Origin of the sequence: Sporosarcina contaminans, from assembly GCF_042679045.1 — a bacterium.
Lineage (GTDB): Bacteria > Bacillota > Bacilli > Bacillales_A > Planococcaceae > Sporosarcina > Sporosarcina contaminans.
Genome location: NZ_JBHTLT010000044.1, coordinates 41663 through 64628, shown reverse-complemented (window position 1 = coordinate 64628; position 22966 = coordinate 41663). Strand labels below are relative to the sequence as shown.

The 22966-nt window shown below is 40.7% G+C and carries 20 protein-coding genes and 1 pseudogene; 11 read left to right on the top strand and 10 right to left on the bottom strand.

What is annotated here, in order from left to right:
• Positions 1-131 precede the first annotated feature (131 nt).
• From ACFQ38_RS09660 to ACFQ38_RS09650, 3 genes and pseudogenes are all read right to left on the bottom strand, one after another.
• Positions 132-1271: a C39 family peptidase gene (locus ACFQ38_RS09660; RefSeq protein WP_381480543.1), complete on the bottom strand. Its 1140-nt coding sequence runs from the start codon at positions 1269-1271 to the stop codon at positions 132-134.
• A 71-nt stretch (positions 1272-1342) separates the two neighbouring features.
• Positions 1343-1759, bottom strand: a complete 417-nt coding sequence (locus tag ACFQ38_RS09655) for a hypothetical protein (RefSeq protein WP_381480542.1) — start codon at positions 1757-1759, stop codon at positions 1343-1345.
• Positions 1760-1915: 156 nt separating this feature from the next.
• Positions 1916-2655, bottom strand: a pseudogene (locus tag ACFQ38_RS09650) (protein rep).
• Between the two features lie 407 nt (positions 2656-3062).
• Here ACFQ38_RS09650 and ACFQ38_RS09645 point away from each other — a divergent pair.
• On the top strand, positions 3063-4034 hold the full coding sequence (locus ACFQ38_RS09645) for a hypothetical protein (protein WP_381480540.1): 972 nt from the start codon (positions 3063-3065) through the stop codon (positions 4032-4034).
• A 285-nt stretch (positions 4035-4319) separates the two neighbouring features.
• Here the strand turns inward: ACFQ38_RS09645 and sstT are convergent, their stop codons facing one another.
• Both sstT and ACFQ38_RS09635 read right to left on the bottom strand, forming a co-directional pair.
• Complete coding sequence (gene sstT / locus ACFQ38_RS09640; RefSeq protein WP_336825508.1) at positions 4320-5558, bottom strand: serine/threonine transporter SstT; 1239 nt, start codon at positions 5556-5558, stop codon at positions 4320-4322.
• 443 nt (positions 5559-6001) lie between these two features.
• On the bottom strand, positions 6002-6481 hold the full coding sequence (locus ACFQ38_RS09635; RefSeq protein ID WP_381480539.1) for a hypothetical protein: 480 nt from the start codon (positions 6479-6481) through the stop codon (positions 6002-6004).
• A 323-nt stretch (positions 6482-6804) separates the two neighbouring features.
• On the opposite strand from ACFQ38_RS09635, the gene ACFQ38_RS09630 reads away from it, so the two are divergent.
• The 3 genes from ACFQ38_RS09630 to ACFQ38_RS09620 all read left to right on the top strand — a co-directional run bounded on the left by ACFQ38_RS09630 (position 6805) and on the right by ACFQ38_RS09620 (position 9664).
• Positions 6805-7794, top strand: a complete 990-nt coding sequence (locus ACFQ38_RS09630) for a dipeptidase (RefSeq protein WP_381480538.1) — start codon at positions 6805-6807, stop codon at positions 7792-7794.
• Positions 7795-7814: 20 nt separating this feature from the next.
• Entirely contained in the window at positions 7815-9041 is a 1227-nt protein-coding gene (locus ACFQ38_RS09625) for a DUF819 family protein (protein ID WP_381480537.1), read from the top strand.
• A gap of 86 nt (positions 9042-9127) precedes the next feature.
• On the top strand, positions 9128-9664 hold the full coding sequence (locus tag ACFQ38_RS09620; RefSeq protein ID WP_381480536.1) for a helix-turn-helix domain-containing protein: 537 nt from the start codon (positions 9128-9130) through the stop codon (positions 9662-9664).
• A gap of 251 nt (positions 9665-9915) precedes the next feature.
• On the opposite strand, the gene ACFQ38_RS09615 is transcribed toward ACFQ38_RS09620, so the two are convergent.
• Positions 9916-10176: a hypothetical protein gene (locus tag ACFQ38_RS09615; RefSeq protein WP_381480535.1), complete on the bottom strand. Its 261-nt coding sequence runs from the start codon at positions 10174-10176 to the stop codon at positions 9916-9918.
• Between the two features lie 680 nt (positions 10177-10856).
• Here ACFQ38_RS09615 and ACFQ38_RS09610 point away from each other — a divergent pair.
• The 4 genes from ACFQ38_RS09610 to ACFQ38_RS09595 all read left to right on the top strand — a co-directional run bounded on the left by ACFQ38_RS09610 (position 10857) and on the right by ACFQ38_RS09595 (position 15772).
• Positions 10857-12146, top strand: coding sequence for a S8 family peptidase (locus ACFQ38_RS09610; protein ID WP_381480534.1), 1290 nt, complete (start codon positions 10857-10859; stop codon positions 12144-12146).
• A 132-nt stretch (positions 12147-12278) separates the two neighbouring features.
• Positions 12279-13517, top strand: a complete 1239-nt coding sequence (locus tag ACFQ38_RS09605) for a helix-turn-helix domain-containing protein (RefSeq protein WP_336822687.1) — start codon at positions 12279-12281, stop codon at positions 13515-13517.
• Positions 13514-13675, top strand: coding sequence for a hypothetical protein (locus tag ACFQ38_RS09600; RefSeq protein ID WP_336822688.1), 162 nt, complete (start codon positions 13514-13516; stop codon positions 13673-13675). The genes ACFQ38_RS09605 and ACFQ38_RS09600 overlap by 4 nt, the downstream gene beginning before the upstream one ends.
• A gap of 171 nt (positions 13676-13846) precedes the next feature.
• Positions 13847-15772 carry a DUF2207 domain-containing protein gene (locus tag ACFQ38_RS09595; RefSeq protein ID WP_381480533.1) on the top strand — a complete coding sequence of 642 codons (1926 nt, stop codon included), beginning with the start codon at positions 13847-13849 and terminating at the stop codon, positions 15770-15772.
• Positions 15773-16042: 270 nt separating this feature from the next.
• Here ACFQ38_RS09595 and ACFQ38_RS09590 read toward each other — a convergent pair whose 3' ends face one another.
• The gene (locus ACFQ38_RS09590; protein WP_381480544.1) at positions 16043-17212 is read right to left on the bottom strand and encodes an RtcB family protein; all 1170 of its coding nucleotides are present in this window, start codon (positions 17210-17212) and stop codon (positions 16043-16045) included.
• Between the two features lie 394 nt (positions 17213-17606).
• Positions 17607-18599: an alpha/beta fold hydrolase gene (locus ACFQ38_RS09585; protein ID WP_381480532.1), complete on the bottom strand. Its 993-nt coding sequence runs from the start codon at positions 18597-18599 to the stop codon at positions 17607-17609.
• A 170-nt stretch (positions 18600-18769) separates the two neighbouring features.
• On the opposite strand from ACFQ38_RS09585, the gene ACFQ38_RS09580 reads away from it, so the two are divergent.
• Positions 18770-19912 carry a glycosyl hydrolase family 18 protein gene (locus ACFQ38_RS09580; protein ID WP_381480531.1) on the top strand — a complete coding sequence of 381 codons (1143 nt, stop codon included), beginning with the start codon at positions 18770-18772 and terminating at the stop codon, positions 19910-19912.
• 176 nt (positions 19913-20088) lie between these two features.
• On the opposite strand, the gene ACFQ38_RS09575 is transcribed toward ACFQ38_RS09580, so the two are convergent.
• Both ACFQ38_RS09575 and ACFQ38_RS09570 read right to left on the bottom strand, forming a co-directional pair.
• Positions 20089-20322 (bottom strand): PF20097 family protein, encoded by a 234-nt coding sequence (locus ACFQ38_RS09575; RefSeq protein ID WP_381480530.1) that lies wholly within the window; start codon positions 20320-20322, stop codon positions 20089-20091.
• 121 nt (positions 20323-20443) lie between these two features.
• Positions 20444-21049, bottom strand: coding sequence for a hypothetical protein (locus ACFQ38_RS09570; protein WP_381480528.1), 606 nt, complete (start codon positions 21047-21049; stop codon positions 20444-20446).
• 581 nt (positions 21050-21630) lie between these two features.
• On the opposite strand from ACFQ38_RS09570, the gene tatA reads away from it, so the two are divergent.
• The gene (tatA, locus tag ACFQ38_RS09565) at positions 21631-21837 is read left to right on the top strand and encodes a twin-arginine translocase TatA/TatE family subunit (protein WP_336822693.1); all 207 of its coding nucleotides are present in this window, start codon (positions 21631-21633) and stop codon (positions 21835-21837) included.
• 8 nt (positions 21838-21845) lie between these two features.
• Positions 21846-22745 carry a twin-arginine translocase subunit TatC gene (gene tatC, locus ACFQ38_RS09560; protein ID WP_336822694.1) on the top strand — a complete coding sequence of 300 codons (900 nt, stop codon included), beginning with the start codon at positions 21846-21848 and terminating at the stop codon, positions 22743-22745.
• Positions 22746-22966 lie beyond the last annotated feature (221 nt).

Below are 22966 nucleotides of genomic sequence, written 5' to 3'. Positions count from 1 at the left end.
AGACAAGGCGCGAAGTCGAGCGAAGACCCGAATAGAACTTAAGGTTCATGAGGGGACGAGCGAGACGAGCAACGCAGTATGCGAGCGTTTGTCAACAAGCTGAGGGTAGCGATCGCTACCCCTTATGGTAATTATTTCATACGGAAATAGACAGTTGTAATTTGGTTTTGGATTAATGACCAAGTTGCAACCAAATCTCCGTAATTAGATTCACCGCCATCAGAGTCTTTATAAATTACTTGCCCCTGTGGTTTTTTGTATCCTTTAATAACTCTCCAATGATAATCCTCGCCATTACCAAGCCTAGTTACATATGCAACCGGATAATGTTTATTAATAGCATTTATAACATTAGCGAAAGTTGGCTCACCGTTTCTTACGCCTTCCCATTGATTCACATCATGATTCAAATGCAAGGTTAATCCATTTAGAAATGAAAATGAATTTGTACCAATTGGTAGAGAATTCATGTCAAAATATAAATGATTAATAAACGTGCCTACGTTAGCGTAATAGGGTGTAGTCCTGACATTAAATCCACGAACTTGCCCATAATAGTTTGCTATCATAGCTCCACTAGCCGGTCCGCAGGATGAATTTGGATTAGCAACATGCTGTGCTCTTTGCCATATTCTAGTGATACTTAACGAATACTCGTCTGGGACTGTGTTATTAAGAGATATAGAATTTATATTAGATTTGAACGAATACTCCATTTCCTCTAAATCTACACCCGGTTTAGTGTTCCTAATTTCTTGGATAACTTCTACACTTTCACCATTTTCTATTGCCTCTTCTTTTTCCTGCTCAACAAGCTTTGCAATCTCAACTTTATTATTTGCAAATAGAATAAAATCTAAGCCTAAAAAATATGCTTTTTTATCTACGTTTTGTAACAAGACATCAGCGTATTTGGTATCCACATTATCAGGGAACTGCCCGTACTCTAAAATAAAATCTATATTTTCCTTTGCAGAAGCTAGTACAAAACCTTTCAATACCCCATTCTCTTTTACTTGATAATAATAAGCTAATACTGAATCGTCAGTGTGATAAAGCTCCCGCACTAACTCCGCTTCGAAATCTGCTCCCTGTAAATCAAAAAATGTTTTTTCAGTAGAGATAAACTCCACAACATTTTTATTGATTTTATCCTCAATAGCTTTAGAAACACTTTCATTCGCAAAACTGTTAATAGGTTTTGCGACTAAGAGCATTAAAACCATAAACCCCAGTGTTATAAATGACCAAACAAATCTTTTTTTGTTCAATCAAACAACCCCCTTTTCCACATATTGTATATAACAACAACATAAAATAACTGAATCTTCATTATAAAAACTTAGTTTTTTTCATTATGTTTTACTTCATCAAAATGTTTTTCGCCTAAATTTATTTCCCATTGTACAACTTGCCCATCATCCAATATTTTATAGGTGTAGATGACACCTTTCTCATTGGCAAAAACAATATCTACTTTATTACTTTGGCGCATTTGTCCTTTCGACAATCTATCAATTACATTCCATTCCTCTTCGGGGTATTGACTTTCAAGATACTCATAAACAGTACCAATCGATTGCTCATACTGCTTTTCAAGGAGTTGCCCTCGTGCAAAAAAGAATATTGAATAGCCAATTAATACAACGGCAATCAGTCCTACCAAAAGCCTTCGCCTTTCCCTCCAAACCAGTACAGATAGTATTAATAAAAACACACAAGCCGCAATTAAAAAGCGTTCGATTGTATAATCGCCCACTATTACCCCTCCTAATAATTACCTTACATATAAATGTAGCGTAAAAAAAAAAGACTAGCAATATGCTAACCTTTTCTAATCACATAATTCTTTATACCAATATGCCAGAAAGCCATCACATCAATGGCACCATTCGCAACTTCATCGGAATCCTCGTCAATATGTATCAGATTCGGCACCACCCAAATTCAATTCCTTATGAATATCCTTCAACAAACCCCCATAAGAAATCAGCCGTTTGTAAGCGAGAGCCTTGTCCAAATCCTTTACCGTCTGGACATTTTCAGTCGTGACCTCGTTTCCTCTGATCACGTCCGTATCCTTTACCGGATACTTGGAAACTTCAAAAACAGCATTTTGTTCAAGAATCACTTTTTTCAATTCCTGCTCCACTTCACCGAAATCAGCCGATTCCGCTTTCGGCTTCACCTTCGCCACATGCACGATCGGCGTATAATCCAATTTCATCGCCCGCTGCCACATATCCGTCCATTCAGATTGCTTAATATAATTACGTCCAAAATAATCATTTGGAACAGCCAACAGTACAAGAAAATGAGGGTGATATGTTCCATACCATTCACTATCTTTATCCCAATTCCGGGTGACTTCCATCGGACGGAAATAACCTTTCACCGACTTTTTAAATTTGGCGTAACGGGAAAAATTATTCCACGCTTTGTCATCCGATCCATTGTATCCTTCAATTCTTCGCCTTCGACATTCCGAACAGTCAACGTAAGGAAAACCCATTTCACCTTTTCATGTTCATTCACCGTCTGAATAATTCTCTTGTTTTGAAAAGCAATCTTCAAAGAACGCCTCCAGTTACACAACGGGCATAACCTCGCTTTGCAAAAATAGGCTTGGTACAGCTTCAGCCGACCATCCTTCATTTTGAACACTAAATAATTCCCGCAATCATACATATGCTCGGCTTTCTTCGTCAATTCCTCGACTTTCGCATGATGATCAGCCATCAAAAGGGAACGCTTCTTTTTCCCTTTCCAATCCCGTTCCTCGCCGTTACCATTCACATCTTTCAAAAATTCCACGCCATCGCCCTGATAACCTCTTGAATTACGAGGAATACTTGTGCTATCATTTGGGTATGAATTCATAGATAAACCTCGCCTTCTGGTGAGGGTGAAAAAAACCCACCCTTTTGATTTAAATTCGACACTTAAATCATAACAGGTGGGTTTTTACATGTCAAAAGACACTTAAACCCTTACGACTCTAAGGCTCAACCCTATTTTCAACCATGAGAGTTGTTTCTATAAAACGGACGGGAGTGTAGAAGATGGAGTGGATAAAAGAAACCGCTGGGTTGGCAGCTATCACCATATTATTTAGTCTTTTGACTTGGGGACTGACGGCGTCCTACATAGAAGAATACAATCTATTTTCAGCCGAACCGGTCACTGTGTCCACTACCGATAAAGTAGGAGTGAAAGGGTTATACACGCCGCCTACCTATTATGTGCGGGTCAACTATCCGAACGGAGAAGAATCCCCTTACCTTAACCGGATTTCTAAAATGCAGGAGAAAGAAATTGTGGTTGGAGATTCAATCGATGGGTACTCGATACACCCGTCAGACTTTTCAACGGTCCGTGATTTCATTTTCGACAGCGCGTTTTTCCTATTCGGCATTACTATATTTGGATTTATAGCATTCTGCTGCTTGGTCGCACTGCTGCTCTCTATCCCTATATTGGATAGGATGGAAAAACAAACTTCTTACAATCGGCAGGCAAAACGGCTAAAGAAAAGGAGAAAGAAAGGGAAAAAGAGACGAGAAAGAAATGGTTGGAGAATTGTTGGCGTCGTAATTTTGGTGTTTCTGTTTTTCATAGGACGTTTCCTATTAAATTTATTTAGGAAATTGCTTCCTTTTGGAAAAACTGAAACTGAGGCGATCATTTTCGACCGTGATTCCCATTTCACATTCCGCAAATACGAGGATTCATCCTATGAACTGTCTGTTGCCTTTAAAGATGAGGCAGGGCGCACTTTTCAAGTGATCAAAGACGTCACCAGACATACTTACCATCAATACGACATTGGGGATAAACTTCCAATCACATACCGCAATGCAAATCCGTACGATGTATTTATCCGTGGTACTTCTTTTCAAGACATCTTTCAGGCATTTATGACTTGGGAAGCACTTGTCTATTTGATTATGATGGCAGTCACTCTATTTGTTGGATGGATATTTTTTAAAGAACGAAGAAAAGAGTGGGAGCTGTCAAGAAAGACAAAAATTTGACTATTTACGACTGTTTTTCAAAATCCCCGTTCAACGAAAGCAGGAAATCAATATGTTAGTTTGCTTGTTCTTCGACAGCAGCGTTCGTTTCTAAACAGCATGCTCAAGCTTCTCGAATTTCGCTCATTTCGACACAGCACCACTCATATTCGCAGTTACCCAACCAAAGAAAAAAAGGTTGTCACATAAGGTAAATGATCACTTACCTTACGGACAACCTTTATTTCCGATAGCAACCGCATATTGAATGTTGCATAACTGTGTGAGAAACAACACCCTTACGTTTTATGATTTCATAGCAACGGTTTTACCTACTTTGCTGTCTTTATATTCTTCGGCATACTCAGCTGTAGCAGTGAACAAGACGTCAGTCGATGAATTCAGTGCAGTTTCGAAAGAATCTTGAACAACACCAATAATAAAGCCTACTCCAACAACTTGCATGGCAATATCATTCGGGACTCCGAACAAACTACATGCCAGCGGGATCAATAGAAGTGACCCACCCGCAACACCTGATGCACCAGCAGCAGAGACAGCCGCAATGACAGAGAGCAGCAGCGCAGTCATGAAATCGACTTCAATACCGAGCGTGTGAACTGTAGCAAGCGTGAGTACCGCAATCGTCACGGCAGCACCAGCCATATTAATCGTTGCGCCTAACGGGATGGATACCGAATACGTATCTTCATTCAAATCAAGGTCTTTACATAATTTCATATTTACAGGAATATTTGCAGCTGAACTCCTTGTAAAGAATGCTGTAATCCCGCTCTCTCTTATCACCTTGAAAACAAGAGGATACGGATTCCTGCGGATATAGAAATAGACGATTAACGGATTCATAACCAGCGCAATAAACAACATGCAGCCAACTAAAATTACAATTAATTTACCGTATTCCATGAGCGCAGAAAGACCAGTTGTGACAATCGCTTCAAAAACGAGACCCAGTATACCGATTGGCGCTAAATTGATCACCCATTTTACGACTTTTGTGATTGCATCCGATAAATTGCCTAAAACATCTTTCGTCGTTTGGCTTGCACTTTTCAATGCAAGCCCAAGAACGACTGCCCACATTAAAATACCTAAATAATTAGCATTTATGATAGCATCTACTGGATTTGTAATTAGGTTGAAGAGCAATGTTTTCAGGACCTCGCCGATGCCTTCAGGCGGTGTAAGCCCTTCAGCGCCTGTTGTCAATGTAAGTGTAACCGGGAATATAAAGCTTACACCAACTGCAATAACCCCCGCTAAAAATGTCCCTATTCCATAAAGTACAAGAATCGTTTTCATATTCGTTTTCGTGCCCCGTTTATGTGCAGCAAGAGCATACATGACTAAAAAGAATACTAATACAGGTGCGACTGCTTTTAATGCACCGACGAATAACGAACCAAAAATTGTGATCCAACTTGCTGAAGGAACCGTTAAAGCTAAAATGATACCGATAATAATACCGACGACAATTCTTTTTACTAAACTAATTTGATTCCATTTACCTATCAGATTCTTCATAACTATCCCCCTTTAAACTTGTTAAAAAAACAATAGGATCAAACGCACAGCAAGCAGAAACCAACTGTTCATTCATTCTACCACTATTTTTACGAATTGTTCAATAGATTTTCACTATTAAAATAACGGTCGTTTTAGCAAGTTGCTGCAGGAGCATGAGAACAATGGTCCCCTAACAATTTTCCTACCATAAGAAATACCTGTGCAAGAAACGATCTCATCCGTTTCGTGCACAGGTATATTAATGACCGCCACCTATAAAAGATAGTCTTACCGATGATGCGGAAAACAACTTCAAAAACGAAAAAGTCCTTTTAAACGCGCATAAATGACTTCTAAAACACAATAGTCCATTCAACCACGCATACATCTCAACAACTGCGAATAACTAAGCCATTCTCACGCATAACCATATCCGTATGCGCATAAATGACTACGTGCTGTCACCTCAAATGCGCATTTAAAACTTCAACCAATTTCTCCTTGACCGTTTCCGAAGTTACAAGACAGCTCATCGAACGTCGATTCGTCTCGATTTTCAATTCATATCCACTGTTCACTTCCGGAGCATATCCATAGAAACGATGATTCGTATCAATCGGCTCAAATTTGTACGAACGTATATGTTTCCAGGGGACAAACCGCCCTCCGCTCAACACTCCATCTTTCACAATCGCAAACATATTCCAAGCTTGACCTAATGTTAATAAAGCAGGGATAAATATTATATATGCAGTCCAATGTACGTTACTACTGAACAAATTAAAAACGACTAGGCTACTAACAAAAAGAAGCGTAACAGCATTCAGAAGAATACCTGTTTTCTGATGCAATGCTGTTGGCAAATTTACTGCTTTTTGCGGCTGCTTTCGGATCGCTAACATCTCTTCCTTCGTTTCAGGGAACAACATAGGTTGTTTCATTTTAATTAAAACCCGAATGAATTCGAAACAAAAACAACCCAAAAATAATAAGAAAACAATGCTCATTGTGACTTCCATCCTATACATCCCCTTGCTGCAGAAAAGGATTTAACCCTACCCACACATACATTTCTATATCTTTTTATACGGATCAATATGATAAAAGTTTCATCCTTCATTTTATCAGTTCAATTGCTCTTATCGAAACACAATGAAAACATTTTAGGAAGACAGAAAAAAAGCTTGTTTTAATAAGTTGCAAAATTTATATTATATTATATTATATAAATGTGTTTTAAGATTCTGAGAAAGGAGGTGTGCCCATGAAGGTATTTGATCTCCATTCTGATTTATTCACGGACATTGCTTGGCGAAGAAGCAAAGGGGAAACGCGGGTTTTCGACAGGTTTCATTATCCAAAGTTGAGAAGAGGGCTCGTTGAAGCGGTCATATGTGTATTTTGGACGGAACGGCAATTCAGAGGCGATCCTTATGGGCGGTTCCAATTTCTTTATCACCACGTTATGGCGGATTTATTGGAATCTGAACATGCGTATATTTGTAGGACAGCAGCAGATCTTGAGACTTCGTCGAGAAAAGTGAAAATTATTTTAGGATTGGAAGGGTTGTCATTCATTGAGGGTTGGCAAGGTGTGAGCAAAGAAGAAAAAGTATTGAATGCTTTTGAAGCTTTGAATGCAAACGGTTTCAGACACGCCATCCTCTCATGGAATGAACAGAATTTCCTCGCAAGCGGGACAGGAATTGGGCACACGGATGTTGAAAAAGGGCTTACTGAACACGGAAAATCTGCAATTCAGCTCATGGAATCAGAGAGATGGATGATAGACGTGTCACATATGGACGAGGCTTCCTTCAACGGGATTGTACAAATGACAGAAGGGCCAATTTTCGCATCGCATAGCAATGCAAAAACAGTTTGCGACAATGAGCGGAATTTGTCAGATGAACAGCTGCGGACGATTGCGCGTAGCGGCGGTATCATTGGACTAAATGCTTACTATGAATTTATCGATCCGGACAATCCTACGATTGATCGGCTCATAGACCATGCAATCTACATAGCGGATTTGGTCGGAACGGACCATCTATCGTTCGGTTTCGATTTCATTGATTTCCTACAGCCATATGGTTCACTGGATGGAGTAACTGGCTCCACAGGAGGTCTTGAGACAGTTGAACAAGTGCCTGCCTTAATCGAGAAGCTGCGCAAGCGTGGATTTTCAGAAATGGAATTAAATGATATATGCTACGGCAATGCATTTCGTTTCGTGAAACATCATATGCAATAAAATAAGAAAGGGGAATGGGTATGGAACAGACGCTAATCAAGCCCGACGATTATATCACTCTTTGGGGTATCATCGTCGTTTGGGCAGCAGTCAGCATTTTTTTAGAACAACGTTTCTCATGGGCAAGTAAGATTTCAGGAGCGATTATTGCACTCATCGGGGCAATCATTTTATCAAACACAGGGGTCATTCCAACAGATTCGCCGGTATATGATGCCATTTGGTCTTTCATCATACCACTTGCAATCCCATTGCTTTTATTTCATGTCAATTTCAAACGAATTTGGCAAGAGAGCGGAAAAATGCTTATTATTTTCTTAATCAGTTCGATTGGTACGGTTGCTGGAACAATCATAAGCTTCTTCTTGCTAAAAGATCATATCCCCTATTTGGATAAGATCGGAGCAATGATGAGCGCATCCTATGTTGGAGGTGGAGTGAATTTTGCTGCAATGGCAGGGAAATTTGAGACACCCGGTGAGATGGTTTCCGCTACAGTCGTTGCAGATAACTTAATGATGGCTCTCTATTTTGTCGTTCTCATGACAATTCCGACAATGCATTTTTTTAGAAAGCGATTTAATACGCCACATGTATTGGAAGTCGAACGCAATTCGAATAATACCGACGGGAAAACGTTGGCGGAAAGCTTTTGGTCACGAAAAGATATTTCTTTAAAAGATATGGCCCTTTCAATCGGTACTGCATTCTTCTTAGTAATGGTTTCGTTTAAAATAGCGGCATTTTTTGATGGCATCATTCCGTCAGGAGACAACGTATCGTTTTTCTTCAACTTGTTAAACGGGCTATTCGGGGATAACTATCTTGTACTGACGACAATTACGTTCATCGCACTTGCACTATTTCCACGTTATTTCGAAAGCATTAATGGCAGCCAGGAAATGGGAACTTTGCTCATCTATTTGTTCTTTGTCGTAATCGGAGTTCCCGCATCAATTCCGCTTATTATCCAAAATGCGCCATTGCTCCTTTTATTCGTTGCAATCATCGTTATCATCAATATGATTGTATCGTTAGGTGCAGGTAAATTGTTGAAATACGATCTGGAAGACATCCTTCTTGTAAGTAATGCGAACATCGGCGGCCCAACGACTGCAGCCGCTATGGCCATTGCAAAAGGCTGGAAAAATCTGATCGGGCCAATCCTTGTCGTCGGTACAATCGGATATATTATCGGCAACTATATTGGAACGACGTTAGGTTTATGGTTTGGTACAATGATGTAATGAAAGATGACAAAGCATATGCTACAGGGTGTATGTACTCCCCTTTGCCAAACAACTTACATCATGTACGATAGGGAGTGATTGCCATGTTTGATGGCAGGAAAGTTAGAAAGCTTAGGCAGGAACAAGGCTACTCATTGCAGCAACTTGCGGATAGCTCTGGTGTAAGTCCAAGCATGATTAGCCAAATTGAAAGACGGAATGCAGATCCAACTTTAACGACACTCTATAAATTGTGTAAAGGTCTCGGTGTGTCCATTTCTGCACTATTAGGGGAAGACGAGCAGTCGACACAAATCGTCAGGAAACACGAGCGCAAGATTGTTCATTTTCCACAATCAAATTCACAATACGAGCTTCTAACTCCCATCAACGAAGGGGAAATCGAAATGATTATGATTCGATTAGAACCCGGACAGGGAGATCGGCAGCTTGTCGAGCATACGGGAGAAGAATGTGGCTTTGTCCTTTCAGGTGAATTGACGATCGTGCTTAATGGAAAGGAGCATGTCTTGCAAGAGGGAGACAGCATCCGTTTCAAAAGCTCGACCCCCCACCGTCTCATCAATCGTTCGGATATGACTTCCTTGTCCGTATGGGCGATGACAGGCAAAGTGCTATAACTTCTATAGGCACCCTACAAAAAGGATAGGGCAAAACCCTCCTCTGTTATCAAAAAGCCGGTGAAATTTTACAACGAGTAAAGTTTCACCGGCTTTGATTACTTTTGAAAAAAGTAAGGACCCACTTCTGATAAAATAAAGTCACTACCCAAAACCTTATCAGAAAGAAGGATCCTTTATAAAGCCATCATTGTAGATTATCTATACCTTACTATAAAAAAAGAATCGAGAAGAGTAGTCTCGATTCTTTTTTACACTTGACCCACTAATGAAAAAACAAAGTATATTACTATTAGAAAAATCACTAGCGAAAGCACTGTAATATACTTAAGGAAACCTTTTTCCTTGTTTTTAATAGCTACAATTCCCATCGAAAACCCTACTATATAGAGTAAAATCCCGATAAAAAATGTATACCAATTCATCAAAAATGGTATATTAAGAGGAGAAAAAATAACCGTAGAAAGAAACAATCCTACTACTACTAACATTAATGACCAGATATTATTCATACTTTTCCCTCCCTGTTACGTAGCTGTTACGTGGAATTCAACAGCCCATTAAATAAATTAGCTCCATTGTGACAAGTAAAAAGAAAAAGTCTTGTTCATTAACATCCCATTTTCTATTAAATCATTTGTATTCAATGAGACAAGCTTAAGTAGTAATGCCGTAAAATAGTTTTTCGTATTCAGACTATAACATATTTTCAAAATTAATTATTACTCGTCGGATGTGTGGTGTACCCTTATATCTCTTTTGACATTCGGCACAATGATGTAATGATAGATGGCAATTCATATGTCACAGCCATAAAATGGATGCTCCTTTTAAATTTATACTCCGGCTCCCATGCACAATCTATATCCTCTTTCCTCTCATAGCACATATCCATCTTTTTCAATCAAATCTTCTATTACTCAATCTTAACGAAACGCTCCCAATCATAATTTAACGTTTTATTAATAGGTAAATCTAAATAGGCCGTCATGATTTGCCCAACAATCAACGGAGCAAAGGCGAGCTTTTTTGGTCCCTTTGAATTAATCCACTGCCATAACACGGGTGGTAGGATCGAGTTCACAACACCACAGAGCTTTGCATTTCTATTGTTTTTTCCCAATTTAATAAATTCTTAGTCTTTGCTACATTAAAGTTGTAATTGAAAATGACTAAGAAAAGAGGAGATGCAATGAAGAAACCGTTCAAACTGCTCGCGGCAATGGCAATTGTAGCAAGTATGTTCATGCCGGGAGGAGAGGTATTTGCACAAGACAGCCTCGACGATTTTAAAGAGGAACAGATTAAACATCGGGGCGAAACGTTCCGGGTACTGATCACGGCAAATTCTGAGCAAGAAGTGCAGCAACTGCAACAAAGCTTTGAGTTACGCAATGAATTCGAAGACCATTCTTTCACTGCAGATGTGACAGAAAAAGAATTTCAAGCTTTGAAAAACATGCCTCACATTACTGTAGAAAAGGTGGAGATCCTTTCCATTCAAATGGAACCATCCTCTTTGATAGTAAGTGACGAAGTAGATGCGGCGGCAGCAAGCCAATCTGTTCCTTGGGGAATAAAGGCGATCTATAATGACAATAATTTAACTTCAACGAGCGGCGGCTCCAATATACGAATCGCAGTGCTTGATACGGGGGTTAATGTTAATCATAGCGACTTGTATTACACCTCCGAACAGTGTAAGGATTTCACACAACAAGCTCCAATCGTAAACAATACATGTACCGACCGCAATGGACATGGCACTCATGTAGCCGGAACCGCTTTAGGTGATGGCGGAGACGACAAGAAAGGTGTTTATGGAGTTGCTCCAAACGCAAAGCTTTGGGCATATAAAGTTTTGAACGATAGCGGAAGCGGCTATGCCGATGATATTGCAAATGCAATCCGCCACGTAGCAGATCAGGCATCTTCGCAACGTGTGAAAGCTATCATCAATATGTCCCTCGGCTCGAATGGAGAAAGTTCGTTGATTACAAATGCGGTCAACTACGCAAATGATCGTGGCGTATTAGTTGTCGCGGCTGCAGGAAATGATGGCTACTCCCCAGGTTCAATCGATTATCCCGCAGCATTACCATCAGTTATCGCAGTAGCGAATCTTGAAAATCGCTTAGAAAACGGCACATACCGAGTTGCCAATTCTTCATCCCGTGGATATACAAGTAGTGCAGGCGACTACGTCATCCAAAGAGGAGATATTGAATTGTCTGCCCCAGGCACATCCATCTTCTCAACTTGGTACAATGGCGGGTATGCTACAATTAGCGGAACATCAATGGCGACGCCACATGTTGCAGGACTGGCAGCAAAAGTTTGGGCAGAAAATCCAAGCTTCACGAATGCACAGCTGCGTGCAAACTTACAAAACCGGGCGAAATCTTATGATATTCTTGGCGGCTATTACGCAGGAATAGGAGATGATATCGCTTCTGGGTTTGGCTTTGCAAGAGTACGTTAATCATAACTTTCAATCAATTCCCATATATTAGGCACGAAAACAGTCCCTCACTCCCCTGGGACTGTTTTCTCATGTATTCAGCAAGAAGACATGGTACCGTTTGAATAGCTACATATCAAAGGGGTGACGAATTTGAATGTTGGATCCATCCTAAAATATTACCGCATGAAAAACAATCTGACTCAAGCTGAACTTTGCGATGGGATCTGTTCTGTCTCCCATTTAAGTAAAATCGAGTCAAATAAATACATTCCTCACAGTGAAACACTAAATGAGTTATTTAATCGGATGGGCATTGAGTGGCAGCAGGAAATGGATATATACGAAATGTGGAATGCAAAATTGGAAACCTTTATTTCCTATTCCGTTTACTACGATTTAAAATCGATGGAAACGCTGTACGAAGAGCTCGACAAAAACGAAGAGTATTTCCAATCAACGGATTTAGTAAATCGGTACGAGCTGTATAAATTGCGCTTTTATTTATTCAAACAAGACGTACGACGCGCGAAACAGCAAACAACAATTCTAAAGCGTTTGGAGCCATCATTCAACGACTATGAAAAAAACGTCTCCGAAGTCATTTACTTAATGTATGATATCTTCTCACAAAACATAGAGAGTGCGGAAAAACGGCTTGAGCAAATTAGAGAATCCAAAGAAAGGATTCCGTACTTGTTCGAAGGAGAACTGTTTTACCAAAAAGCCTACTTACTGCATATGAGAACGTTGTATGAAGAGTCATCCTATTATGCCGAATTGGCCGTTGATCATTACAAGCAGACTTGTAATTACATCCGTTTACTGCATGCGCAAATCTTATTAGCGATCAACTACACGCATCGGGATTTCATTTTGCAGGCAGATGACTTATTTAAAATCGTGCTTCGGAATTCCAAAATGATGGAAATTGATTCGCTGTATCAAGGTGCTCTTTACAATTATTCTGTTCTCCAAAACAGAAGAGGACTCCATCATTCTGCACATGAGCTTTTATCGGAATTGAAATCAATCGTTGAACCTGACACTGACTATTACAAATCCGTTCTGATTCATTTATTGCATACATCTGTTGAAGCAGAAATGGATATTTCATCTTTGCTTGCACATTTAGAAGAAGCAAACGATAGGAAAAAAGATCCGTATACAACAATCCAAATTACGTACTTTAGAAAGATGAAATTATCCCAACAAGAACTTTTAGATTATTGTGAACAAACTGCATTCCCTTTTTTCGTCAAACATGGTTATATAGGAGAAGCAAGAAGCATTGCTTGGAAACTAGCAAACTATCATCGCTCACTCGGAAATTACGAAAAAGCTGATGAATTTAGTTTGTATCACTTTGTGAAAGGAGATGAAAAATCGTGAAACGAAAGCTTTCCATCCTTTTGCTTGCTGCTATGTTTACCGCAAGCGTCGGTGCGAACAGCGCAATGGCTGCAGTAGAGCCGAACGACAACGTATCCACAACTGCAAAAGGCAAGGACAATATGCATCCCCCATCCATCCTTCCACCACAAGTATAATGAAAAGGTGTTCCAACCGTTTGGACTTGGAACACCTTTTTTAATGTGTGCAACTGATCTACCCAATAATAACTAACCGACTGCTTCTAAAACATGCCGAACCTCCTGTTTTATCCTACATTTGAAACCCATTCAGAAATTCTTCGTATGACAATCAAAAGGGGGGATCCGATGAAGAAAATTTTCAGTTTTGTTTTACTGCTGTTCCTATTCTTTCCTGCCAACGCAGTTGCGAAATCGTTCACGGTAGATCAAGTGCAAATACGGGGCTGGGTGCAATCGGACGGAGACATGTTAGTCAATGAAGTGTTTACATATACATTTGATGGCTCATTTTCAAGGCTAACACGTTCATTCCCCGAAAAGCATATTGGGCAAATTACAAACTTTGAAGCATATATCCTTAATGATCCAAATCCAGTTGTCGGGGAAATTGATGGTTCTATCTTGTCGCAAGTGGACGTTACTGTTAAAGGCAATACTTATTCAACTTCTATTCGAGCAAAAAATGAAACGCTGTCTGTCCTCTATTCTTATAAAATGAAAAATGCAGTAACGTCTTACGATACATATAGCGATCTTGCCGTCACTTATTTTGAAGATGGCGAAAATCACGATGAAGACTACAATGAACTGCATATTTCATACGCATTGCCCGGTGATGTCGGGAAAGATCAAATTTATGGGTTTATCCATGACCGTAAAGGAGTCGTGGATAAGGTTTACCGCAACGGCATTTCATTTTATACAGCGAAGTCGATTGCGTACACAGATACTAAAACACGGATGTTTTTCCCATCGGCCATAATGAGCGAGCAACAGAAGCTTCCCGCACCGATTCCAATCGAGGAAGCGATCAAGCAAGAACAAGATACAATCGATAAGAATTCTCTTCGATGGTCGAACATTCCTGTTGCGATAAAATTGGCGGATGGATTACAAGTGGCATTCATCGTACTGATCGTTATAGCTCTTTTAATGAGACAGCGGTTGATTCCTTTATTCGGGAACATTGAACTAGTTTTGCAGACAGACCCGATGTATTTGGCATTTGTCGATCAGAATGGGAAATTCAATAGAAAAATCTTTCTATCCGGCTTATTTTCGCTCGTTGAAAAAGGGCTTGTCAAAGTTGAAATGGCTGATTCGGCAACGCGTTTTCAAGGTGAGAAAGACGCGCCCGAAAAGACTTTAGTCTTTCATCTTCAACAAAATGAACAACTGAATCATTCAAAAGAAAAACGTTTGCCGCATGAACAGTATTTAATCACTTGGCTGTTCAAAGGGCGTGCTGGCTATCGCAAATTCCATTTGCATGATATGGCAGGACCTTCAGTTGAAAAAGTAAAAGGAAGTCATGCGCAAATACGTAAGCAAATGAACTTCCAACAAAATCACGAAGAATGGCATCGGATGGTACTGAAACTTATGAAAGAAGCCGGAGCACTATCGACAAGGCTCTCAAAAGGATTGAAATTGTCGGTCTTTTTCCTAATCACAATGATTATGACATTTGCATTTTACGCGGACGGAGCAGGTGCCTTAGGAATTGCGTTTCCTGCTATTGTCACTACCATTGGGACTTTTTTGTTTATCGCGAATCCCGGCAAAAAGTGGCCTGCAGTCGTACTTTTTATTGGATTGTTTTTTACAGGTGCACAAACCGCGGACGAAGACTTGACGAACGCGACTCTATTTGCACTCATCATAGGTGCTATACTCTACCCTATTATCCCAAAAGCAATTCCAAGTTCATTGACAGCATACTATACAAAAATGAGCATTTCGAAATTTAGGCTACGGACGAAATTCGGCATTCCACCCCACCTTCCAAAGGAAGACATCGACCGCTGGATCGCGCGGGCATATTTGCTGAATAAATCGAAGAAAAAACTCCCGCAACTAAGCGGAAGTTTGCCAGACTCATACCCATTGGCTCCGCTTTTCGCATTACAAACAGACCCGCTTCACTTCGCTTATTCAACTTGGAGCCCTGCCTCTTCATTCGGAAGCAAAGGCGGCAGTGGCAGTTCCTCTGATGGCGGAGGTTTTTACTCCGATGGAGGAGATGGCGGCGGTGGAGCAGGTGCAGATTAAACACGGCAAAGCACCAGATGCTCGCGATTGCAACTCGCAAGTATCTGGTGCCTTTTACATTTATAGTACGATAGGATTATACCTTATGCGCAAAAATCGTTCGAAAAGGATTAACGAATCCACTTACGCATAAATTAACCGCAAAACGTATATGCCGCTTCCAATCAGCATAACGAAATACACAAACACATAAACACCTTCAAAAACTCCTAATTCTCGCCACTCACGCATAAACTGCAAATCCGCTAAGCTCAGCCCTATCCAATCCATTCAATCCTTATAAGGATCAAATTCGTTTGCACCAGCCATACAGACCCCGACCGGTTTCAGCACGTGTAACACATCAATCGTATCTTCATGCGCATCCAATACGGATTGCAATTTCCGATAGACGAATGGACTTTCATCCGTTCCGCCTCCGCGCAGCTCCACACCGAATTTCTTCACCGCTTCATCCATTTGCTGCTGGGAAATTTGGCCGCCAGTACGGACTCGCTTCTTCCAATTCATCTTTCCAGCAGCCTGTGTCCTGCTCATAATTCGGCCTGCTCCGTGGACTGTGCTGTAAAAAGCATTTTCATTTGCCGCATTATCCTTTCCTTGAACGATTACAGAAATATCGCCCATGCTACCGCCAATGAAACATAGTTGTCCCGGTGCAGACGGTGTCGCCCCTTTTCGAACAACAATCCTTTCTTTGCCAAAATGAGTTTCCTTCCACGCATAATTATGATGGTTATGCACTTCGAACTCAGTTGTTGCCCCAAGAATGCTCAACACTTCGTCAATCACAGCGTCCCTTCCTGCATACGCATATTTGCCTGCCAACGTCATCGCTCGGTAATAAAGATCGCCAAGCTCCGTTTCCAAATCAATTAGCGTTGGTGGCTGCTCCATGCTCTCGCCGGGCGCTTTATCAGAAAAGCCTCTGCCGTTCGCCAAATTTAAAAAGCCGCTTGCTGTCTTATGGCCGAATCCTCTGCTTCCAAAATGATTCGCAATCCAAACGTCTCCCGTTGCCTCTTCCACTAAAACATCGACAAAGTGGTTCCCCGCTCCGACAGTGCCAAGCTGATCAATCGCTAACTTTTTCAAACGGTCATGCTCCTGTTTGCCGATCTGTTCAAAAACATTCCAGTCGGGATCATCAAAAAGTTCGTGATCCATCCTCTTTTTGTTTTTCCTGCCTACGCCAAATGAAATCCGTTTCGCCATTTCATCCATCAATAAAGGCAAATCATCCTCGATATCTTTATACTGCAAATTTGTACGGACCGCTTTATTTCCACAAGCGATGTCGTAGCCGACACCCGAGGGAGAAATTTGTCCATCATAGACGACTACGCCGCCAACCGGCTGACTATAGCCGTAATGACCGTCAGCACAGAGCACGCCTCCTGCCACATTGCCGACAGATAGACAATTATCAAACTGCCGTATTGTTTTTTCATCATGATCTCCAAAAATTATACGATTCAAGAAAAAGAACTCCTTTCCTTTGTAAAGCATATCGTTCGGCTAACTTCCGTTAAATTTAGTGCAATGCAAGCTGCCTAAGAAAAGTATCTGTAATTACAATTCTAAAAAGGGATTGTATCTCTCTGTAACCTCAACTTAGGTCTTCGTATGTCCACTTTCAGCAACCCACAGCTCCTCCCCCTATTTACTTCGACACTATGCTTCAGCTATTCTGATTCAAGTAGTCAGCTAGTTCGCTTATACTGTTTGTTTAGGAACAAATACAATCATTCAAAAACCTCCGTAAAAACACAAGATAGAAGCCGATTCAATCGGCCTCCATAAGATTTCAATTCAATAATGCTTTACGAATCGTTTACTGTACAAGTTCCGTCATTTCTGCACCACTATTTTCCATATCATATATTTCACGTAATGCATCAAAAAACAACTCTGGCTGGTCCATCATCGTCATATGCCCCGCATTCGGTAAAATAGTAATCTTATTATTTGGAGCTTCAATTTCGTCAAGATATTTTTGGGCAATGACATATGGTGTTTGCCAATCTTTCCCGCCTAAAATATAGTAGATCGGAACTTCAAATACCGATGGTTCATCACGCAAGTCATAATCACCTAAAAACTTATGCACCTCACCATTTGCTTTCGAGATCTTCATGAAAGCAATAATATCCGACCATTTGAAAATGGGACTTTTAAATACGGTGAACCAAATTGACATATCCATTTTCATCCCTAAACCATACTTGCCTTGCAACTTTCTCACCTTATTGACCTTTTTCAAAAATTCCTTATCAAATGTAACTTTACTGCCGGGATATTCGCCTACAGAATCAAGTTTCTTCAGCGACTTTCGATCATCCGCCTGCATAATCAATTCACGAACTTTGTTATAGCCGACTTGCTCATTTTCCACCATGCTAATAACCTGCCCTACACCGATGTAATAGTCCACTTCATCAGGATATTTGCGAATAAAGAGCGTGCCTAACACACTTCCCCATGAATGGCCTAGTAGCACAATCTTGTTTTTACTATATTTTTTCTTCAAATGCTGGATCACTTCAAATAAATCCTGCAGCATCAACTCAGCAGTCGGTAGCTTATCGGGATTTTTCATCAATGTTTTCCCCGCACCACGCTGATCCCAATGGACAACTGTATAAAGCTCTTCCCATTTTTCCTGAAATGCTTGCGCAAGCAATGATTCAGCTGACCCAGGCCCGCCGTGCAAAAACAACATGACAGGGTGATCATAATCTGTTCCTGAATGAAACAAAAATTGTTCAATACCATTTATCATTACATATTCTGTTAAATAAATCGAACGCCCTAATTTATTTTTCACCTATCGACCCTCCATTTTTAAACATTCACTAAGAAATAAATGACTGCAGGATATCCGACTTTTCATTCAAACACGATCCACCGAATACTATGCAAAGATTTATAAAATGAGGACATCAGGAGTTCCTTCAGAATACCCTAAAGGAGCAGGAAAATAAGGAGAGAAGCATATTGCAGATTCATGTTGTTAAACAGGGGGATTCATTATGGGCCATTGCCCATCAATATGGTGTTACGGTAAATCAGATTGTGACAGCGAACGAGTTGGAAAACCCGAACGCGCTCGTCGTAGGGCAAGCACTTGTCATTCCGACTGTCTCCCGATCGCGCGGCGCAAAGCCAGTCATTGACGTCAATGCTTATACAATTAATACCGGAGAAACAGGAGCAAGGGAAATTCAAGAAGTAGGCCGTTACTTAACGTATTGGATGCCATTTGTTTATACCGTGAAGGAAGATGGCAGTTTATCTGCGCTCGATGATGAGGAAATGCTTAAATCTGCCGCAGCAGAACGAATTGTGCCAGTCATGGCAATCACAAACTTCAGCGCCACAGCTGCCGGATCTGACATTGGCCATACTGTTCTTTCGAGTAATGAACTTCAAGAAAAACTAATTGCAAACGTGCTCGCTGTTATGAAAGAAAAAGGCTATCAAGGGTTAAACATCGACTTTGAAAACGTATTCCCTGCAGACCGAAGACATTACAATCAATTTTTGCAGCTTGCGGTCGATCGATTACATCCCCAAGGTTATTTCGTTTCGTCGGCTCTCGCTCCCAAAACGAGTGGCGAACAAAAAGGGCTACTTTTTGAAGCACATGATTACGAAGCCCACGGAAGAATCGTCGATTTTGTTGTACTCATGACATACGAATGGGGCTATCGAAAAGGTCCTGCCCAAGCGATTTCGCCTATTAATGAAATCAAACGGGTTCTTGATTATGCAGTCACCGTCATCCCACGAGACAAAATTCTATTCGGCTTTCAAATTTATGCACGCGACTGGCTTCTACCTTTCGTTGAAGGACAGGAAGCCGAAACATTCAGTGCACAGGAAGCCGTCCGCCGAGCGATTCAACATCAAGTTGCCATCCAATATGATCCAGTCGCACAAGCCCCGTTTTTCCGTTACAACGATGCACAAGGGCGCACCCACGAAGTGTGGTTCGAAGATGCCCGCAGCGCACAAGCAAAATTTGACATGGTGAAAGACTATAAGCTTCGCGGCATTAGTTATTGGGTATTCGGCTATCCCTTCCCTCAAAATTGGCTATTGCTTGGCGATAATTTCACAATCAGGAAACGAGCTTAATCGAAAACAAGAAGTTCTTAGGGTACGTTGTTTAAAATGACATATCTTATCTACTACTTGGGTACAAGGCCTCCGTTCAATTAATAGATGTTGAATCGTTCAAATGATCAAAATCTGTACTTACGTTGCACACCCTTTATTCCAATCCTCTTTGTACCTTTTCTTCGAGCTACAAGCTAAGAGTAATCCAAAACTACCTTTTTACATCGTTCACATAAATAAGCATCAACATTGCTAACAAGAAAACGGCTTTGTTTCGATAATAAAACAGAATCCTTTATGAAACTTGGCTCAATTATCGCCTTTGACACTCTCGGAACCCAAGCAAGCCTCGTTCCACTTTGGATATATCCTTTTTTCATTTCACCTTCACAAAAAGGACATTTGAAATTCTGAACATGATTTTCCATCTTCATCCCCTATTTTCAAATAAAATCAAAATGCGGATTTTGCAATTAGAGCCCCAAATTCTTTTAACCACCATAAAGGCACCGAAAATCAAGGTGCCTTTACGTTTGTATCGTCTCCATCTTAATTTACTTTTTCGTAAACCCCTTCATTCACATAATAAAAGAAATTATCATCGGACATGAGCAAACGCCACTCCTTTTCGTAATCGCCCATGGCTGCATCGCGGTACATGAGCAGCTGTCCTGTTTCCGTTGCTAAAAAGTATTCATCATCACTTTCTGTATCCTTGTAATGGTCTCCTTGGAATACCTCCGAAACTTCCTCATACTTGTTACGATCCGTACCAATGAGAATTGCTACTATTTTTTCATCCACACAACTAATCGTCATATCAGGTTCCGGAAAATAGTAAGCACTTTCCGGCTCTTCATCTAACATTTCCGGAGCTCCCCATATGCTTTCAGCCTTTGAAAGAGAATCTCCCAACGTCAACCCGTAAAGGAATAAATTGCCGTTTTCCGCAAAAAAGAGCGGTGGCTTTTGTTCCGTTTCCGATTCTTGCCCTTCATCCTCCTCTGACTGATTCTCCTCCTTCCCATCCTCTACTTCCACACGATGTGGTTGCTCGTTTTCCTTCTCATTCGGTTCCTCTTTTACTTGTTCTTCCATACAGCCCGCGGTCAATACTGTTAAAGCTATTACCATAAACGACAGCATGCGTTTCATTGAAAACATCCTTTCAACAGTTCGTAAAGCTATTGCCTTGTTAACAGAAAATATACAGGAGTTCTCCTTTATTATCAAACTATTTAGGAACTAATTGTTTCGGTAATACTTCTCGTCCTCTAAACAGTTTGGATGTTTTTCTACCTTCCCCATCTCATTTGGAAACTTGATGTGATTTTTAACCGCTTCACTTACCTTCTCCCAACTTTGATGTTTATTAAACAAACTGACAGGGTAGAACCTAAACATTGAAAGAGTATGAGAAGGAATGAACTGAACACTGTTTTCTCTTTCTTTCAACTTCTCTATACCGGCGTTTTGTGGCTACATAATTTGCACAATGAAGCTTACCGATTTGTTTGCGAGGAGGAATGAATTACTAAAACTACAGCTTCACTTCCATTCAGAGGTCGTTTGATGGGCAAGTTGGTCGTTCCCTAACGCTCCAACATCTTGGCTTATGGGAAATTTGCTTGTCGTATGCGCGGAAAATCCGTCGCAACACGGCAGCAACTATCAGCATTTATAAATACCGCAGGAAACTTGCGGAAGACAAATTTAAAAGGGAAAGGTTGATTACTATGAATCTTGCAGCGATCGGAGTACCGGGACTTATTATTATTCTTGTCATTATCCTTATTATGTTCGGACCACGCAAGTTACCAGAAGTAGGATCTGCTGTCGGAAAGACATTGGCAGAATTCAAGAAATCAGCGCGAGAAGTTTTGGATGACGAGAACAACCAAGATGATGTAGACGCCAAGAAAACGTCTACTATCGAAAAGTAGGTGAAAATATGGATCCATACCGCAATCACAACAAGAAAATTGGTAGCCCATTGAATAAAAAGCAAGCGAAAGATTCGGCGCCTTCCGAGTCTTCTGCCCATGCCTCAGTCAATGAAAAGGTAGTGGACCCACCGACCGAAAAGACAAAAAAGCAAAATGTACGACATCATACGGAAAAAGAATCTGTTGACGAAACGGTTCAAGAACCGACATTCATAGAGCATGTGAGTGAATTGAGAAAACAACTCATTAAAAGCGTCGCTGTATTCTTATTGTTTTTCATAGCGGCCTTCAGCACAATCAATATATGGTTTCCATACATTACGCGTGGCCATCAATTAGTCGTGTTGAGCCCAATGGAAGTCATTTCATTTTATACGACGATTTCCGCCGCATTGGCGTTCGGATTGGCAATTCCGTTCCTCTGTCATTTTCTATGGCAATTCGTGAAGCCGGGCTTGACAGAAAAAGAAGGTCATTACCTCAGTTTGTATTCGCCCTTTATCCTTTTATTATTTTTAGCAGGGCTCGCTTTCGGATATTTTATCGTCAATCCACTAAGCTATAATTTCTTAGTAAACCTCGGAAAAGCAAATTTCGACATGATGATTTCGGCAAAAGAGTATGGTCGCTTCCTAATGCTGACGACAATGCCGATTGGACTGCTGTTTGAATTACCGCTGGTCGCGCTATTCTTATCCTCTATCGGCATTTTGACATCCAATTCGATGAAAAATCTCAGAAAATGGTCGTATGTACTATTGGCAGCTGTCTCTGCTCTTATTACGCCACCCGACTTCATTAGCCAACTTATCATACTCATTCCAATGATCGTCCTCTATGAAGTGAGCATCTTCCTCGTTACCCGAACCGAAGCCCGAATCACTTCAAATCATGTTGCATCTTAAAATTTCATTGTCAATGGAAGACGCCAGACTCCCACCAATCGTCAAAGGGAATCTGGTGTTTTTCTACATTGCAATGAATCTGCTTTCACCTGTCTTTTGGCACATTGAAGAACATTCCTATTCCTTCGCCTTTCTCTCACCAATTGTAAGTCCGCCAAATACGCTGAGCACCAGCCTACCAACACAGTTCAAACTATGTCTGCTCCATTCATCATATAGAT